Origin of the sequence: Bradyrhizobium sp. 1 (assembly GCF_023073315.1) — a bacterium.
Lineage (GTDB): Bacteria > Pseudomonadota > Alphaproteobacteria > Rhizobiales > Xanthobacteraceae > Bradyrhizobium.
In genome coordinates, this window is the sequence record NZ_JADPJH010000011.1 from 640,068 (window position 1) to 655,842 (window position 15,775).

General features: G+C 61.3%; 16 protein-coding genes and 1 pseudogene. 8 read left to right on the forward strand and 9 right to left on the reverse strand.

Features of this window, described 5'->3' with window-relative positions; translation table 11 throughout:
* The first annotated feature begins 268 nt into the window (after window positions 1-268).
* Together IVB29_RS08340 and IVB29_RS08345 are read left to right on the forward strand one after the other, a co-directional pair.
* Complete coding sequence (locus IVB29_RS08340; RefSeq protein ID WP_247502911.1) at window positions 269-1,915, forward strand: long-chain fatty acid--CoA ligase; 1,647 nt, start codon at window positions 269-271, stop codon at window positions 1,913-1,915.
* A 108-nt stretch (window positions 1,916-2,023) separates the two neighbouring features.
* The gene (locus tag IVB29_RS08345; RefSeq protein ID WP_247502912.1) at window positions 2,024-2,290 is read left to right on the forward strand and encodes a hypothetical protein; all 267 of its coding nucleotides are present in this window, start codon (window positions 2,024-2,026) and stop codon (window positions 2,288-2,290) included.
* Between the two features lie 44 nt (window positions 2,291-2,334).
* Here the strand turns inward: IVB29_RS08345 and IVB29_RS08350 are convergent, their stop codons facing one another.
* The 3 genes from IVB29_RS08350 to IVB29_RS08360 form a co-directional block, all read right to left on the reverse strand.
* Complete coding sequence (locus IVB29_RS08350; protein WP_247502913.1) at window positions 2,335-2,688, reverse strand: hypothetical protein; 354 nt, start codon at window positions 2,686-2,688, stop codon at window positions 2,335-2,337.
* Between the two features lie 339 nt (window positions 2,689-3,027).
* Complete coding sequence (locus IVB29_RS08355; RefSeq protein WP_247502914.1) at window positions 3,028-4,101, reverse strand: TauD/TfdA family dioxygenase; 1,074 nt, start codon at window positions 4,099-4,101, stop codon at window positions 3,028-3,030.
* Window positions 4,102-4,298: 197 nt separating this feature from the next.
* The gene (locus IVB29_RS08360; RefSeq protein ID WP_346731270.1) at window positions 4,299-5,600 is read right to left on the reverse strand and encodes a glycosyltransferase; all 1,302 of its coding nucleotides are present in this window, start codon (window positions 5,598-5,600) and stop codon (window positions 4,299-4,301) included.
* A 282-nt stretch (window positions 5,601-5,882) separates the two neighbouring features.
* Between IVB29_RS08360 and IVB29_RS08365 the strand changes: the two genes are divergently transcribed.
* Window positions 5,883-6,068: a hypothetical protein gene (locus IVB29_RS08365; RefSeq protein ID WP_092029048.1), complete on the forward strand. Its 186-nt coding sequence runs from the start codon at window positions 5,883-5,885 to the stop codon at window positions 6,066-6,068.
* Between the two features lie 93 nt (window positions 6,069-6,161).
* Here IVB29_RS08365 and IVB29_RS08370 read toward each other — a convergent pair whose 3' ends face one another.
* From IVB29_RS08370 to IVB29_RS08385, 4 genes and pseudogenes are all read right to left on the reverse strand, one after another.
* Window positions 6,162-6,836, reverse strand: coding sequence for a transposase (locus tag IVB29_RS08370; RefSeq protein WP_247502915.1), 675 nt, complete (start codon window positions 6,834-6,836; stop codon window positions 6,162-6,164).
* Window positions 6,837-6,882: 46 nt separating this feature from the next.
* The gene (locus IVB29_RS08375; protein WP_247502916.1) at window positions 6,883-8,274 is read right to left on the reverse strand and encodes a tetratricopeptide repeat protein; all 1,392 of its coding nucleotides are present in this window, start codon (window positions 8,272-8,274) and stop codon (window positions 6,883-6,885) included.
* Between the two features lie 279 nt (window positions 8,275-8,553).
* Entirely contained in the window at window positions 8,554-9,321 is a 768-nt protein-coding gene (locus IVB29_RS08380) for a sulfite exporter TauE/SafE family protein (RefSeq protein WP_247502917.1), read from the reverse strand.
* Window positions 9,318-9,449 (reverse strand): annotated as a pseudogene (locus tag IVB29_RS08385) (CCA tRNA nucleotidyltransferase); the annotation flags it as partial. The gene IVB29_RS08380 and the pseudogene IVB29_RS08385, both read right to left, overlap by 4 nt.
* Window positions 9,450-9,600: 151 nt before the next feature.
* Between IVB29_RS08385 and IVB29_RS08390 the strand changes: the two are divergent.
* Window positions 9,601-10,191: a TetR family transcriptional regulator gene (locus IVB29_RS08390; RefSeq protein WP_247502918.1), complete on the forward strand. Its 591-nt coding sequence runs from the start codon at window positions 9,601-9,603 to the stop codon at window positions 10,189-10,191.
* The gene (locus IVB29_RS08395) at window positions 10,188-11,351 is read left to right on the forward strand and encodes a glycosyltransferase (RefSeq protein ID WP_247502919.1); all 1,164 of its coding nucleotides are present in this window, start codon (window positions 10,188-10,190) and stop codon (window positions 11,349-11,351) included. The genes IVB29_RS08390 and IVB29_RS08395 overlap by 4 nt, the downstream gene beginning before the upstream one ends.
* Before the next feature lie 104 nt (window positions 11,352-11,455).
* Here the strand turns inward: IVB29_RS08395 and IVB29_RS08400 are convergent, their stop codons facing one another.
* Both IVB29_RS08400 and IVB29_RS08405 read right to left on the reverse strand, forming a co-directional pair.
* Window positions 11,456-12,439 carry an ABC transporter substrate-binding protein gene (locus tag IVB29_RS08400; RefSeq protein ID WP_247502920.1) on the reverse strand — a complete coding sequence of 328 codons (984 nt, stop codon included), beginning with the start codon at window positions 12,437-12,439 and terminating at the stop codon, window positions 11,456-11,458.
* Between the two features lie 51 nt (window positions 12,440-12,490).
* Window positions 12,491-13,468 carry a c-type cytochrome gene (locus IVB29_RS08405; RefSeq protein ID WP_247502921.1) on the reverse strand — a complete coding sequence of 326 codons (978 nt, stop codon included), beginning with the start codon at window positions 13,466-13,468 and terminating at the stop codon, window positions 12,491-12,493.
* A 252-nt stretch (window positions 13,469-13,720) separates the two neighbouring features.
* Here IVB29_RS08405 and IVB29_RS08410 point away from each other — a divergent pair, with 252 nt between their 5' ends.
* The 3 genes from IVB29_RS08410 (at window position 13,721) to IVB29_RS08420 (ending at window position 15,595) form a co-directional block, all read left to right on the forward strand.
* Window positions 13,721-14,650 (forward strand): hypothetical protein, encoded by a 930-nt coding sequence (locus IVB29_RS08410; protein WP_247502922.1) that lies wholly within the window; start codon window positions 13,721-13,723, stop codon window positions 14,648-14,650.
* 144 nt (window positions 14,651-14,794) lie between these two features.
* Window positions 14,795-15,100, forward strand: coding sequence for a hypothetical protein (locus IVB29_RS08415; protein WP_247502923.1), 306 nt, complete (start codon window positions 14,795-14,797; stop codon window positions 15,098-15,100).
* Between the two features lie 126 nt (window positions 15,101-15,226).
* Window positions 15,227-15,595, forward strand: coding sequence for a hypothetical protein (locus IVB29_RS08420; RefSeq protein ID WP_247502924.1), 369 nt, complete (start codon window positions 15,227-15,229; stop codon window positions 15,593-15,595).
* The last annotated feature ends 180 nt before the right edge of the window (window positions 15,596-15,775 follow it).

Consider the following 15,775-nt stretch of genomic DNA (forward strand, 5'->3'; position numbering starts at 1 on the left):
TCCTTGGTTTGTTTCAACGGTAACCGAGTCGCGTACTGCTGAAACGGGAATGACGCATCAATAAGATTATAATCGTCATATAAACCAGCTCGCGGGACATGTCCTCCAGGCCGGGCACAAACTCAGGAGCAGCAGCCAGCGGGATGAGAACGCACGTTCGATATGCGTCTGGCGGTCAGGTTCATCGCCTCCAATCAAGCGGACTGCGCCGACACGCCGAGAATGCCGGTCCAGGACGACACCCCAACCTCCTCAAGAGAGTCGGTCCATGAACGGTTTAATGCAAAATCAGCCGCTGTTGCTGTCGTCCCTGCTGCAGCATGCAGAGCGGTTCCATGGCGACACTGAGATAGTCTCGCGCATGACCGAGGGACCGATACATCGCGAGACCTACGGGGCCGCCGCGCGCCGCGCGCGAAAACTTGCGGGCGTGCTTCGGCAATTCGGTGTCCGCCAAGGCGACCGGGTCGGCAGCCTGGCCTGGAACAATCATCGCCATTTTGAGATCGAATACGCCGTCACCGGAATGGGCGCGGTGTGGCACGCCATAAATCCGCGGCTGGCACCAGCCCAGATCCGCTACATCGCCGGGCACGCCGGGGACAAAGTCCTTTTCGTCGAAAGCGCGTTCGTTCCGATGATAGAGAAGCTGGCCGACGAGCTGATGACGGTAAGCCTCTTTGTCCTGCTGGTCGACCGCGCGTCGATACCGTCGACAACCCTTCCGAACGTCCGCAGCTACGAAGATCTCCTTGACGAGGGCGACGAAGATTTCGCCTGGCCGTCGTTCGACGAATTGTCCGCGTCGTCCCTCTTTTACACTTCCGGCACCACCGGAAATCCAAAGGGCGTGCTCTATACACATCGATCGGATGTTCTCCATTGCCTTTCGATATGCGGCGCTTCGTCCTGCGCATTTACCGCGCTGGACACCATCCTGCCAATGACCCCTATGTTCCACGCCAATGGCGCATGGGGCTTTACGCACGCGGCCCCGATGGTCGGCGCCAAACTGGTACTGCCGGGCCCGAGGATGGACGCTGCGAGCATCGCTGGGCTCATCGAAGCGGAAGAAGTCACGGTGACCGCCGGCGTGCCGCTTCTATATGCAAGGCTGCTTCAACATCTCGAAGCGGAAGGACGCGGCGCCGGCTCGCTGCAACGAATCGTCGTCGCCGGTTCCGCACCGCCCCCGAACATGATCGAGGGCTTCGAACGCATGGGCGTTTCAGTCAAGCACGTGTGGGGTATGACCGAGACCAGTCCGACAGGGACAATTCCGGGGCCTTCGCGAAAAACCGCGCGATCTGCCGCTGATATTCAATTGCGGCGCAAGACGGGACAGGGGCATCCGATCTACGGGGTGGACGTGAAGATCGCGGATGCGAACGGAAATGAATTACCGCGCGACGGCGTGTCGAGCGGACGGCTCATGCTGCGTGGCCCCTGGATAGCGAGCAGCTATTTCCGCGATGAGAAGCCGCTGCTGGAGGACGGATGGTTCAATAGCGGGGATCTCGCGGTCATGGACGAGGACAATCATATTCGCCTCACCGACCGCGCCAAGGATGTCATCAAGTCGGGTGGCGAATGGATCAGCTCCATCGATCTGGAGAACCTCGCATCGGGCTGTCCAGGGGTAGCGGATGCTGCCGTCATCGGGATTCAGCATCCGCAATGGGGAGAGCGGCCGTTGCTCGTGATCGTCCCTGCCGCGGCCAATTCAGTGACAGCGCAATCGATCTACAGGTTTCTCGAAGGCAAGATTGCAAAATGGTGGATGCCCGACGATATCGTCTTCGTCGAAGCGCTCGCATATGGGGCCACGGGCAAGGTGCAGAAAATGGAGCTGCGCCGTCATTACGCAAGGCACTACTTGACGCACAAGGATGAGAGCCGGTCGCGAGATCGATAGCCGGTGGAGCGACCTCGCAATTGCCGACGAGAGTAACCCCGCAGGACAAACCAGCACTCGCGTTTGGAATTACGGGAATTACGGGAATTATGGTGACAGTGCACTCAATTGACCCGCTCCGCTTCAGGCCCGGCAAGCGCGGACCGAAGCCAGCCCTGTCTGGCGGTGATGATTAAATGCACTGTCACCGTAATTGCGTACCACCGTAATTGCGAACTCGCCAAGGCCGGCTTTGACGTCAAGGAGATCGGCGAGAGCGAGCGCATTTCGCCTCATGCCAGAACCGAGATCGTTCCCCCCGAAGAAGGGGGCGCGCCGATCAAGGTGACACATTCCGGGATCGCGCGCGTGCTGCGCTATTCGTTTCCCCTGTGAACTGCTCCCCGCCCATGGGGAGCAGTCAAAGCGCCACCCGGCGGCTACTCCGTTCCGTTCAACGCCTCAATGAATGGCCGGTATCTCTTCGAAAGTTTGCGGAGCGACTCGATGATGCGTTTTTTCTTGGTTTGGTCTATGTCGGGTTGGTCGGCGAACGACGTGAGGCTCACTTCGAGTTCGCGCCAAAAGGCAGGGCCGCCCCGCACGACCGGATATTTTTCCTCTATGGCCGAAGTGACGGACCAAATCGCGATCTGTAGTCCGATGTAGGAAACAACGCTCAGCGTCACAGAACCAATCAACACCTTGGCGAAAAACATAAAAAGCTGCTCGGCCGCTGTGCTCACTGGTCGTTTTGCAGGCGCAACGTTTTCGGCAATCTCTAAATTGGTCAAATATGCCCCCATAATCTTGCTTTGATGCAGTAAAGTAGCGGGCTTAGGCCCCTTCCCAATCAGGGGAGGATTGCTTGGCCGATCAGGAATTGCAAGCTTGACCGGATGGCTGCACGGCGCGAGGCCCCTTGGCGTTCCAGTCGGGCCGGATGTCCGCGCCGCGCATGCCGCAGGCGGAGCAGACGAAGCGGCCCTCGATGTCGGATAGAATTACGGTGACGGTGCACTCAATTGACCCGCTCCGCCTCGGGCCCGGCAAGCGCGGACCGAAGCCAACGTCTAACGGTGACGATTAAGCGCACTGTCACGTATTCGGACATCGCTGGATGCCTAGAACGTTTAATCCAATGGGACCTTCAGACTGGTCCCTTTGGTGATGATGCCACCGCGGTTGCCGATCTCGATCGAGCCATAGCGCTGCCTGAAGCAATCGGGCAGCGGCCGGTCACCTTCCATGCTCAGCCAAAGGCGCAACAAATGACGCTTTTGGCCTGCATCGGGCCAATCGCGAAATCCGGTCCGGTCATGCAGCAAGGCATGATTATAGACGAACTGCATGTCCCCCGGCTGGAGCCGCATGCCGAAATGCAGCGTGGGATCATTTGCGAGCGCATCAAACAAATCGAGCGCCTCGACGTGAGCCGGCGTCAGTCTGAGTGCGTCGGGAAAGCGCTGCGCACTGTCGATATATTGACGCTGATAGAACCCGGTCAGGAACCCCGCGTGCCAATTCAGCACCGGGATTTCGAGATACGGTTTTTCGTTCTCCGGCACCTCGCCGCGCCGGTCCGTCGCGATCGGATCGAACAGCAGGGCGGCAAGGTCGGGACGCCTGGCAAACATCTCGTTATAGATGGCCGACGTACTGACAAGGAGAGAGTCACCTCCCTCCATCGCCTCGCGAATGCATAACAGTCCAACCACGTCGGACGAATCCGTGTGGAATGTCTGCCGTTCCGACGTTTGATAAATCCGGGTGTTCGGATCCCTTGCATCGGCGCCTGTGTCACGAACGTGACCGAGAATGTGACCCGCAGCATTTTGAGACCGCGCCGATCCGAGATGCGCGCCCACTCCGCAAAAGATCGTGGCTGCAAATTCCTGACTGTATTTTTCCACCGGGAGGCCGCGGATGACTTCGAAGCCCAAGCCTGCCAGAAGCTTTTTCTTGAGCGCTTCGAGGTGCGCGCCGAACCGGGGGAGCGGAAAGCTCTCCCTCGTGATGCCGGCGATTTCCTTGCTTCTGCCAAGATAGGATTCAGCCGCACTCTCAAGCTCCGCGATCTCGCTGGCAGCAAGCGATATCAACCATCGATCGGGATCGGCCTTCATCGCTGAGCCTAGCCAGGCCGATGGAACGTCGATTTTCCCCGGAGGGCGATCGATCGCGCCGGGCGCCGAGACCGCATTCATATTGCTGGCTCCTGAGAAGTTGGAAAGGGCGTCAGAGCAGCAACGATATTGCGCCGGCCTCTTGTTTGCAACTTGGCGAGGCCCAATGCACGGGCTCGCTCAAGCACAAGCAATTGCGCTGCCACCGAGGCATCGATGCCAGGAGCGGCACAATAGCGAACATCGCTCGATGCCGCAGAAGGGGGTGAGCGGAACCGTCAGGCAGATTTACGAAGCGGCCGTTTCTTCGGTTGCTGTCTCGCCGCGCGGCCGGCGGCGGCGATCGCCTCCATCTCGCCGACGAGGCTGGACCGATCGATATCGGCCTTGATGGCCTCGCCGAGGAGACGGGCCGACATCTTGAATTGCCGCTCTCCGATCAATCGGTTCACCGCCGCAGCAATGTCCGCCTCGGAAGCGGTTGGCGGCAGTTGAAGCCCTGCCCCCTTCGCCTCGATGCGCGCGGCGTTGGCGGCCTGGTCCCGTCCCATCGGGAGGATGAGCTGCGGCAGTCCGTTGATGAGCGAACGAATGGTCGTTCCGTGACCACCTTGCGATATCACCATGGAAACATCCTTCATGACGAGGTCATGGGGAGCGCCCCGGATCAAATGCACATTGTTAGGAGCCCTGAGATCGGCAACGTCCAAATTGGGACCGGCCGTTGCAAGGGCATCGATCTCGACCGCTCCCATCGCGTCGATCATGCGCTGAAACATGTCGCGCTGACCTTGCGCGCCCGTGCTGCATGCGATCAGAGCGCGAGGACGACCCGGTCGAGCCGACCATGGTGCGCGCCAGGCCTCCGTCTGCAGAGACCTGGACCAGTTCGGGACATCGAGCAGCGGTCCGACGTAGCGGAAATTGTCGGGCAGCGCGTCAGCTTGAAAGTCGAAGGCTTGACTGGTCGCAAGCAAAAGCCGATCGGCGCGATCGAACAGATCGAACACATCTGTCAGCAGAGGAAGACCGAGATCAGCACGCGCGCGGTTGAGACCAGGCAAAAATGCGTTGAGCGTTTCGGCCTGCCTGGCATTGGCGGCGTCGACTTCGGCACGCTGTTCCGGCGTTCTCGGCTGGCTCAATCCGCTGGTGACAGGCGGCATTCCCGGCAGCGGCCGAAGGCTGACATGAGGGGACAGCAGAGCGAAAGGCACGCCGGAGGCCTCGGCCCCGAGCGCGGCACCAAAAAGCACGTCAAGCACGAGAACGGCATCGGTCGGCACACGGCCGATCTCAGCCCGGATATCGGCCGCATAGAGCGCGGCTGGATCGAATATGGCCCGGCGCAGAAAGTCTTGCATGTCCGAGACATCGACCGGATCCGCAGCCACTCCGGTCGGGGCGCGGCGCCATGTGACGAATTCAAAGCCGGAGGCCTCGACTTCAGAGCGCATCGCCGGATCCGCCATCAGCCGGATGCAGTGTCCTTTTCGATGCAACCTCCGCGCCGCAGTGAGCATCGGGCTTAAATTTCCGAGGGTTCCCCACGACGCCAGCAGAAAATGATACGACATCATGGAGCCTTTCGGTCACGCAGGTGAATTGGCTTGCAATCCATCCTGGGCAACGCAGCGCGGGCTTCCGGACAGATGCTTGGCCGCGCATGCGTCCGCGCGGACCGCTCCAAGAATGAAGCGGCGCGCGCTACTGAACGATGTCCCTTCCGAGTGAGATGGTTACGTCTGTAGGGATGAAGATTGCCGCTTGTGCGCGGTGAAATTGCGAGAAAACTGACTAAAAAATGGCCGTCCGGCCGCAAGACGGGTTCTCATTTCGAGCCAAACGGCGCATAATGCGACATGGCTAAAATAAAAGTGACCTTCAGAACCGTACGTGTCGCCGAGGGCGACTGGAAAATCCTCGCCGACTATCCGGACAGCGAGCAGCGTGAAATTACCGGATTTGCCAGCAAGGCGGATGCCGACGGCTGGATCAATGGTGACCGCAAGATCGCGTGGCTGCGCTCCCAGGGCTACGCCAAGTGACCTGATAGCGAGACCTGACAGGCCGAATCACGGTGACGGTGAGCGGAGCGACCGCGTCGTCCTTCAATTGCGGCGATTGCGGTGACCGTGCACTTAATTCTCCTCGCGATCCCCGCGCGGCTTCGGCCCGCGCTTGGCCGGCTTGAGAACGCGCTTCGTCTTGCGCTCGACCATATCCAGGAATTTTGGATTGCCGAGCGGGCGGCCGATGGTTTCGGCGCCGCGTAGCTGCTCGATCATGCCGGGCTCGCTCTCCTCGGACAGAAAACGCGAAAACTCCGGATAGCGTTCGCGAACCGGCGCGGCCGTGGTGATACCGTCGCCGCGGCCGCCGACATGGGCGCGGACGCTGGACCAGCGCCAGTCGCGCGCCCGTTCGACGAGCCGCGCCCGCACCGGATTGAGGGAGACGTAGCGGAGCGCAGCAGCGAGGTACGCCTCGTCCATCGCCACGCAACCGAAACGGCCCTGCCAGAAATGGCCGGTGCGCTTGCGGCGCGCGTGAATGATGCCGGCGTAGCGGCGGTGTACCGGAGCCAGTGCGCGGCGCAACCCGTCGGCGTCGGACGGCACCAGGATCAGATGCAAATGGTTCGGCATCAGACACCAGGCCCACACCTCGACCCCGGCTGCAGCGCAGCTCGCCGCGAGCAGGTCGCGATAGAGCGCATAATCGCCGTCGTCAAAGAACGTCCGCGCCCGGCCATTGCCGCGCTGGGTGACATGGTGGGGATGACCGGGGACGACGACACGGGCAAGACGGGCCATGCCGCAGCGTGCCTGCAAGCCCGGGCGGAGTCAATTAAATGCACTGTCACCGTAATTCGTTTTTGATCGGTTGGGATGCGAAGCCGGCCGGCAGCACGATAAGGGTGGACCTGTCATGGCCCAGAAGAAGATCCACAACCGACCCCGCCTCGACAGGCATCGGCCGTGGCAAGACATGAAGCACCTGGAGCCAGCCGCCATCATGATAGCCGTCCGGATGGTTGGTGAAGACGATATCGTCGATAAGCTCGACCTGCATCCATTGAACGACGCCCACGGCGGTTCCGGAAGCGATCACGGGGATCGAGACGGCCCGCAGTTCCGGTTCATGTGCGGCAGATGTCAAATCCAGTGACGCGATTTCGAAATCGTTCGAAAGCCTTGACCATTCGGTCATCGTTCCGTGGATGGGCAAACGCAGCGGCGCGAGGCTGTTGAATCGCGAAACGTCGAAGCCGGACGCCATTTTGACATGGCTGTAGGCGGCGAGCGTTTCGCTTGCCACAAGGCAGCCCATGGCCGTTGCCGCCTTTGGAATGACGATCGCATCTTCAGCGATCAGCCGGCGCCGCGCATCTTCAAACGTGCTCAGCACATCCTCGGCCAGGAGATCGCTGGACAGGATCTCGGAGATCAGGATGTCGGCTTTCGCCGGGATATCCTCGCCGACGAAAAGCCCCGTCGAGGATCTTCCGATAACCGTGATCTGCTCGTCATATCCGTTTTCGGCGACGATCTCTTGCGCAACGCGCGCTATGGCCGGAACCGCTTCGCAGGTGACGATGTTGGTGGCGCCTTCACGCGCCGCCATCATCGACAGCAAACCGCTGCCCGTGCCGATGTCGAGGATTTGCGCGCTCGAGCCGCGGATTGCCAGCGCCCGACGGATCGCCAGTTCGAAACAGTCGTTGCGCCGTGTGTCGTTCATCATGGGGATGTGCCAGAAGGGAACGATAGCGGACGACAACCGGCGCAACTGGTGGTAGGCGTTGACATTGTCAGGCTGGAGTCGAAGAACATGGCCGAACTCGATGATCGCTTCATCCTTTCGCCCGCTATCGGCCAGTGCAACGGCGAGATTGTTGCGGATGAGCGCATCGTGGGGAGCGAGGCCGGCCGCGATTTCAAAACAACTCAGCGCGTCGGTCAAACGCCCGGTCCTGTAGAGCAGCCCACCCTTGGCAGCCAGGGCATTGAGGTGATGCGGCTCGATCGAAAGCAGCGTGTCCCAGTAATAGATGGCGCGGTCGATATGTCCGCGATTCGCAACGACACTTGCAAGGAGCGGGAGAACATCCGTGCTGCGATAATCGTCTAACAACACCTCCAGATAGTGCTGCTCGGCGCGTTCCCAATTGCCGGCGCCATGGAATTGCATTGCCCTTTCGAGTGTGAGCCGCGTCGAATTCACGGGCTTTCCAGCGGTCTCGTCGTTCATCCGAACTCCCCATTCAGTCTTGAAGAACCAGGAAGCGGACTGAACCCAACCGGTCCCGCTGCGAGCGCGAGCATTGTTCAAGTGCATTCCAGATACGCGAGACGAGCATTCCCAAAGACCCCTACGACGGCCATACAAGGAATGTTACGGTCGCACCAATTTATTTCCGCGAGATGCGGTCAACTGCCCAACCGCAGGCGGAAGCCTGTGTTCTCTTTGCCTTAGGCGATTCCCGCCGTATCGATGGGAACGTGGCAAGCACCGGGCCCCGATCGTCTTTCAGACGAGCTGCCTCGCCGCAGCCGAGATCATCACCAGCCCGCCCGTGATCACCGCGACGTCGAGGATCACGGTGTGGATATGCACCGGCATCCGCTCCACAAACGCCTTTGCGAGGAACGCGCCTGGGATCGCAATCCCGCCGATCAGCAGCGCAAACGCCAACACCTGCGCGTTCACGGCGCCGGCGAGGCCGAACACGGAAATCTTGATGAGACCTGTGCCGAGCGAGATCATCGCATCGGTCGCGATCACGGCGGCGCCTTCGAGGCCCGCGGCCATCAAGAGCGAGAGCAGGATCACGCCGGAACCGGAGGTGCCGCCGACCAGCACGCCGTAGCCGACGGAGCCTGCCGCGAGACCCGTGTCGCCGATCCTGACCTGTCGGCGGCGGAGCACGCGGCGCAGCGGCACGCTCAGGATCAGCATGGAGCCGATCACGAGTGCCGCGCCGGCATTGGTGAGGCGTGTATAGCCGTAGGCGCCGAGCGCGGTCGTCAGCGCCGCGCAGGCCAGCACGATCAGCGCGCGGCGGCGGTCGGCGTAACGGAGATAGGCGAGCGCGCGGCTGGAATTGGTGAACAGCGCGGAGATCGCGATGATCGGCACCACGGGCTCGGCGCCGACCAGCGGCACCAGCACCAAGGGCATCAGCGCGCCGGTGCCGTAGCCGGCGAGACCACCGATAACGGACGCAAACAACGCCATCGACGCGACCAGCAGAAGCTGAAAAATCGAGATGTCGGCGAAGGCTGAGACGATGGTCAATTTCTCTCATCGCGGCTGATGCGTGCCGCAGCTTGATCGGCGATGGAAGCGAGCGCCGCTTCCTCTAGTGGAAAATCCGTCGCAAGCCAAGCGTCCCCGGCGAGTATCAACACATGTCCGAGCGCAGGCGCTCCGGCCTGGCAGCCCGAAATGGCGGATGGCGCTGGCGTCAATCCGCCCTAACCGCCGCGATATTCCGCGCACACGAGCCGGAATCCGCTTTCACTTCTCCCTTTTCATGTTACAGTAAGTTATCTGAATAACTCATTGTATCGCTAAATGCCCCCTCCCAAACGCGTGTATCGCCAGACGGCGCGCGCCGCCGCAGCCGAACAGTTGCAGCAGCGCGTAGCCAAGGCGTTCTACAAATTGCTTCTGTCGCGATGGGTGGACGAAATCACACTGGATGACGTCGCGGCATCGGCCGGCACCACCCGTCAGACCGTGATCCGTCTGTTTGGCGGCAAGGAGGGACTGCTGGAGGCCGTGGCCGCGATCATCGAGGTGCAGGCTGAGCCTCGTCTGCTGCTGCCGCATGGTGCTTCGATCCAGGAGGCGCTCCGGGCCCTGATCGCACACTATGAAGTCGTGGGCGACCTGGTGATCCGTCTACTGGCGCAGGAGGAGCGTCATCCGGCCCTGCGCCCGATATTGGATCTGGGCCGGCGCGTGCACCGCAAGTGGGTCGCGGAGTGGTTTGGCAGCGGGCCGAAGGGTGTGGAGGGAGAGCGGCAGGTCACCCGCCTCGTCGTTGCGACCGATGTCTACACTTGGAAACTTCTGCGGCGCGACTTTGGCAACAGCGAGAAGGAGGTCACCATACTGATGGCCGGCCTCCTGAAGCAGATCACTGGAGAAAAAACCAGATGAAACACGACATCATGCCCGGAAAGACGATCGGCTCCACACCTGCCAATCCGCTGCGCGTGTTGATGACCTATTGGGACGGCGGGGGAAACCTCCCGCCCCAACGTGCTCTGGCGCGCGAGTTGGCGCGCCGTGGTCATGATGTCCATGTGCTGACCCACGATACCCAAGCTAAATCCGTCGCCTCGGACGGCGCGACATTCCATTCGCTGCCTACGGCACGGCAATGGGACCCGACCCGTCACAATACAGCCGACGAGGAAGTTGCATTCATCTCCGAGGATCTCGCCGGTTCGCCAAAGTTCTCCCAGGATTTTCTCGCCACTCACGCTGCGCTCCGTCCGGATGTCTGCCTGATCGACGTCATGTTGATCAGTACGCAGAAGGTGGCCCTCGAACGAGGCATCAATTTCGCCGTCTTCAATCATCTGGCCTGGATCACAGAGGGCGGCTGTATGGGATTTCTGAACTCCCTCGTCGCCAGCACATCGGGAAGCGGAGCCGGCTCGACGCTTTTCGATCTTCTCGATCGCGCCCCGCTCGTGCTTGCGGCCAGCTATCCGGAGTTCGGGACGCAGATCTCCACATCTCCCCGCGTTCATTTCGTCGGGCCGATCCGGGAGCCGGTCGCATCTGCGCCGTGGCCTCGCCGATTCCCGGACCGGCCCTTTGTGCTGGTCAGTCTCAGCAGCACCTTCCAGGACCAGGAATCGACGCTGCGCAACATATGCACCGCCCTTGCGCCGCTGCCGCTCGAGGTTCTGGTCACCACAGGCCGGGGGGTTACACCGGACTCGCTGCCGATTGCGGGCGGGCTGGAGGCGCGGTCGTTTGTTGCGCACGACGCGGTGCTTCCGTCCGTTGATCTCGTCGTCACCCATGCCGGACTGGGAACGCTGATGTACGCCGCAGGCACTGGCCGGCCATGCCTGTGTTTTCCGAACGGGCGCGACCAGAACGACAACGCCGCCCGCATCGAGGCACTCGACCTCGGACGTGCGCTACCGCCCGATGCGACACCGGCCGGGATTGGTGATGCCGTGATGGATATGCTTGGCGATCAGGCAACCCGTGCGGCCTGTCGCGCCTTCGCCTCCCGGGTCAAGCGTTTTGGCGACCTCGCGCGTGCAGCCGATCTCGTCGAGGAATTGGTGCGCGCCTAGCAGGTGCGTTAACTGGCCGACCCATTTCCGAGTTTGGTCGATCGCGTCCCTTGCTGCCCTTGCGCAAGGCGGTCGCATCGGAGCAGAGCGCAGCAAACAGCTCGCTATTCGATCACCTCGTCGGCCACCGTCAGCAGGCGGTCGGGTGCCGCGATCCCCAGAGATTTCGCCGTCTTGAGGTTGAGCACGAGCACGAACTTGCTGGCCTGCTCGATCGGCAGGTCCGCCGGCTTCTCGCCGCCGAGAACTTTTGCAGCATAGATGCCCGCGCGACGGAAGTCGTCGATCAGATCGGCCGAGTAGGACATCAGAAGCCCCGCCCGGCCCCACTCCGGATAGGTGCCGACCGTCGGTTTTCCCGGCGCCGTGACCAAGGGCAGGACGCGCGGCATGTTGTTGTAGAGCAGCGGCTCGCCGGACACGTAGAGGGCACCCGCGCCATCTTGAATGCTTGCCGAAACCGCGCCCTCGACATCATCGAGTCCACGAAGAGGATGGTGCACCACCTCAAAGCCGAATTGACCGCCGACGCTTCGCAGCGCGGTGAGCTCGGCCGCGGCGAGAATCGACGATGAACCGATGAAGCCGAGCAGCTTCAGGTCAGGCACCAGCTCCTTGAACAGGTTCAGCCGCTTTTGAGTCAGGGCCTCCTCGCCGCCAATCGCATTCATCACGTTGCCGGTCGCGTGGCCGCCCGGGTGGACGTAGCTTTCGGCAAATCCCGCCTTGATGGGGTCGGCGGCATAGGATGTGAAGATCAATGGCAGGTCGGGCAGGACCTTGTGCGCGACCGGCGCGGCGGCCGCCGAAGCAATGATGACGCGTGGCTTGAGAGCAGCGAGTTCAAGGGCAAGCGCAGGCAATCGATCGAAAACACCGTCGGCATAGCGCGCAGCAAAAACAAAATCGGTGCCCTCGGCGAGGCCTGCCTCCCGCATACCCTGGCGGATGGCTATGATGCGATTCTCAGCGTTCTTCGCTGGTCCCGGCACCAGCACGACGACGATGGGCACGTCCTTCCGGGCGCGCGCCGCCGCAGGCCATACCGCGGCTGCGCCGACCAGACCAATGAACGTGCGCCGCTTCATCCGCTCCCCAGGCGTGCAATGTCATGCTATTCAGGCTTCAGTGCGCCTGCATCATGGCGAGAGCGACGCCACGTAGGCGGCCAGGGCGATCATGTCGTTCGGGGACAAATTCTCCACGGTCGGTTTCATCAGAGAACTCGCGCTTGCCACGCGGCCGCCGTTCTTGAACTCATGGAGCTGCCGCACGATGTAGGTCGGCGAGCGACCTGCAATTGGAGGAATCTCACTCGTGCCTCTCAGATCGGGACCGTGGCAGCCAGCGCAGGCAACGGTCGTGCCCGATCCGCCGGTCTTCGCGAGTGCTTCTCCCTTCGCCAGACTTCCAACCGGCACATACGCGGTGAAGGTCGCCCTGGAGTCACGAAGTTCGAACTGATCTCCGTCGTCCGGCATCTCGACAATGCGCTGGCCGAGCGGTTCGGAGCCGCCCTCCGGGCTCCTGACGTAAAACATGCGAGATGGCCCGGTCCTGGGAATGCTCTCGCTTTCGACGACCTTGATCAACCGCCTGGGCTTCAGCCCAGCAAAATACTCTGCCGCGGCGTGCATCTCGGCGTCAGTCATGGCTTTGGCCGAGGCCACCATGGTTTTTGGGGGTCTCTCCGGCCCCGACATCTTTCGGGCGCCACTTTTGAAGTCGGCGAGCTGCTGGACCATATAGCTCACCGGCAAACCTGCGAGACTGGCACCTTCAGGACCACCGGTGCCCTCGACGCGATGGCATGATCCGCACGCACGTACGTCCGGCTTGCGTCCGGTGGCAACGATCTCCGGCATCGCCGGATGGTCATCCGGATGCCAATCCAGCGCAAAGAAAAGGTCTCTCGCCTGCTTCCAACTGAAGGCGGCGTTGCTGCCGACCAGCCGATTGGGATTGTCATCCGGCGGAGGGACCTTGACGGTTGGGTCCCAAAAGAACGCCCAAGCCGGAAACCCGTCGGACGGAGGGACAGCGTTGGCTTGCTGCGCAAAAGCAGCAGGTCCGATGAAAACAACTGATATCAATAGCATCAGCGCGGGCAGGTTCACGGCAATGACCCTCTGGAAATGAACTGAGCAGGTTTGGAAATGTGTCGAACAGATTTGGCGATAAACAATGTCGGTAATCCAGGTATCCCGAGCCGAGCAGCAAGTTAAATTCGGCGAACGAGCATCGACTCGATTTCCTGTCTGGGCGACTTGTCAGCAAGTTAAGTGCAATCGCGGCATGGCGCGCGGAAAACATTGCGTGGATCGCGGCGAGCCAATAGGCTCCCCAGAGGCTCAAGCTGAGGGGCAGCCGTGGAACGGGACGAACTCGAGCGCCTTGTTGGCGGCCGGTTACGGTTGGGCTTCGACGAGATTTTGAACCATCCCCGGCTGCCGGAAGCGCGTCACGCCTATCTTCGACACTTCGTCCGACTCTACGAGGGCGACCCGTTTCTGGTTCGCCTATTACTTCAGGCGGGCCGATTCTTCGTCTTCCATTGCGCAGCCGTGATCGAGACAGCGCAGGACATGTCGAAACGCGAGACCTGGTTCACTGTGGCGGCGTTGAAGCAGCAGCTGGCAATCTTCGGTTATGCAAGTGGCCGGCAGGTTGATCATCTCGTCGCGCGATTGCGCGAGGTTGGATTTCTGGAACAGCACCGAGCCCCCGGCGACGGGCGCGTCCGGCTGCTTGCGTCGACGCCAAAGCTGCGTGCTCATCACGCCGAATGGCTGGCAACCAACTGCATCCCGCTTGCGATGCTCTTCCCCGATCACGACTACGGTCCGGTGCTGTCGCACGATCGCGCATTCCACGCCCTGCACTGCAGCACGAGTCTGCCCTTCCATCCGGTATCTGCCCGCCTGCTGATGACACTGCCGGACACCCTGCTGTTTTTCGCGCACGCTGCGGGACCGCTCATCCAGAATGCGGTGCTGAAGGCGGCAATGGATGCCGCCGATCCGAACGCCGCAGTCCCCTACATCGACGCCGCCGATCGTTTCGGCGTCTCCCGAACCCATGTGCGCAACTTGATGAAGGATGCGGAGCTGGCAGGCCTTGTCAGGATCACCGGACGGGGCGGTCACAGCATCCAGATCCTGCCGCGCTTTTGGGCCAGCTACGACCGCGGATTGGCTCTGGGGATGTATCTTCACGATGCCGTCACTGTCCTCGCGATGAAGCAGTGGGCCGCCTCTCCCGCTGAGAGCGGCACGACTGCCCATCTGGCCGCAGAATGACCTCTGGTCATTCGAGTTAGGCAAAGCTCCCGCGGCCATATCTACGCAAGGTTTTCCAAGCGCTGGTCCCGACTTGGAGGCTATTCTGGCTTTACCTACGAACAACCTCCTTTCTCTCGACCTTGATTTTCAATGAGATTTTCCATGACCGAAGCCAAAACCGATGCACCCAGTCTCCGCCACATCCCGCTCCCTGCACTGGGGTCGGCGCTACTCATTGCCGGCCTGTTCGCCTATGGGCTGCACGCGCTTTTCGTCTCCGGCCCTGCGATGCGTGACGCCGCGCGGGACACCCTCGAGCGGACGATCGCAGACGAGAATCGTCAGGTCTGCGAAATGTTCGGAGTGCCCCCAACGAGCGCTGCGTTCCCCGCCTGCAGCAGAGAGCTGGCGATCATCCGCCAGAAGCAGGTCGATCGTGACAACGCGGCCGCTCAAGGCATTCTTTAACCCCTCTCGCGGCGACCATCATCGCCTTGCCTCGCGTTTCACTCCTCACAGATTGTCCGGCACGTGATCCCCGTGCCTCGGCGCCCGCTTCTTCTCGCGATCCCCTTATTAGGAAGGAATTTTGTTATGGTTCGACGTACAGCGCTTGGCTTAGGTCTCGCGACGATTTGGATCGTGTCTGCCGCCGCGCAGGAGTCAGCTCCATCTTATCAGGCCGACTCGACGACCTATAAGATCATCTACGAAGATCAGAACTTCCGGGTGATCGCCGGTACCTGGAAGAAGGGCACGACTGACAAGCCGCATTCTCATCCCGTTCCCTTCGTCGTGTATGCACTGAACGATTGCACCCTGCGGCTTCGCAATCCGGACGGCACAATTCACGAGACCAAGAGCGTGGCCGGCACGGCCTTTTCGGGACCAATCACACCTTCGCACACCGCTGAAAATGTCGGCGCGTCGGATTGTCAGGCCATTTTCGTCGAACGCAAGTAATTCACACGAGGACGATCGGTGGTGCGTCCTGAGACGTGCCGCCTCCTGCTCTCTTCAGACCGGCGCGAATGCCGGTTGATCCGGGAGCATCTACGCGACCAGCAGCAGCTGGAAAATCGAGATGTCGGCGAAGCCTGAGACGATGGTCAATTTCTCTCATCGCGGCTGATGCGTGCCGCA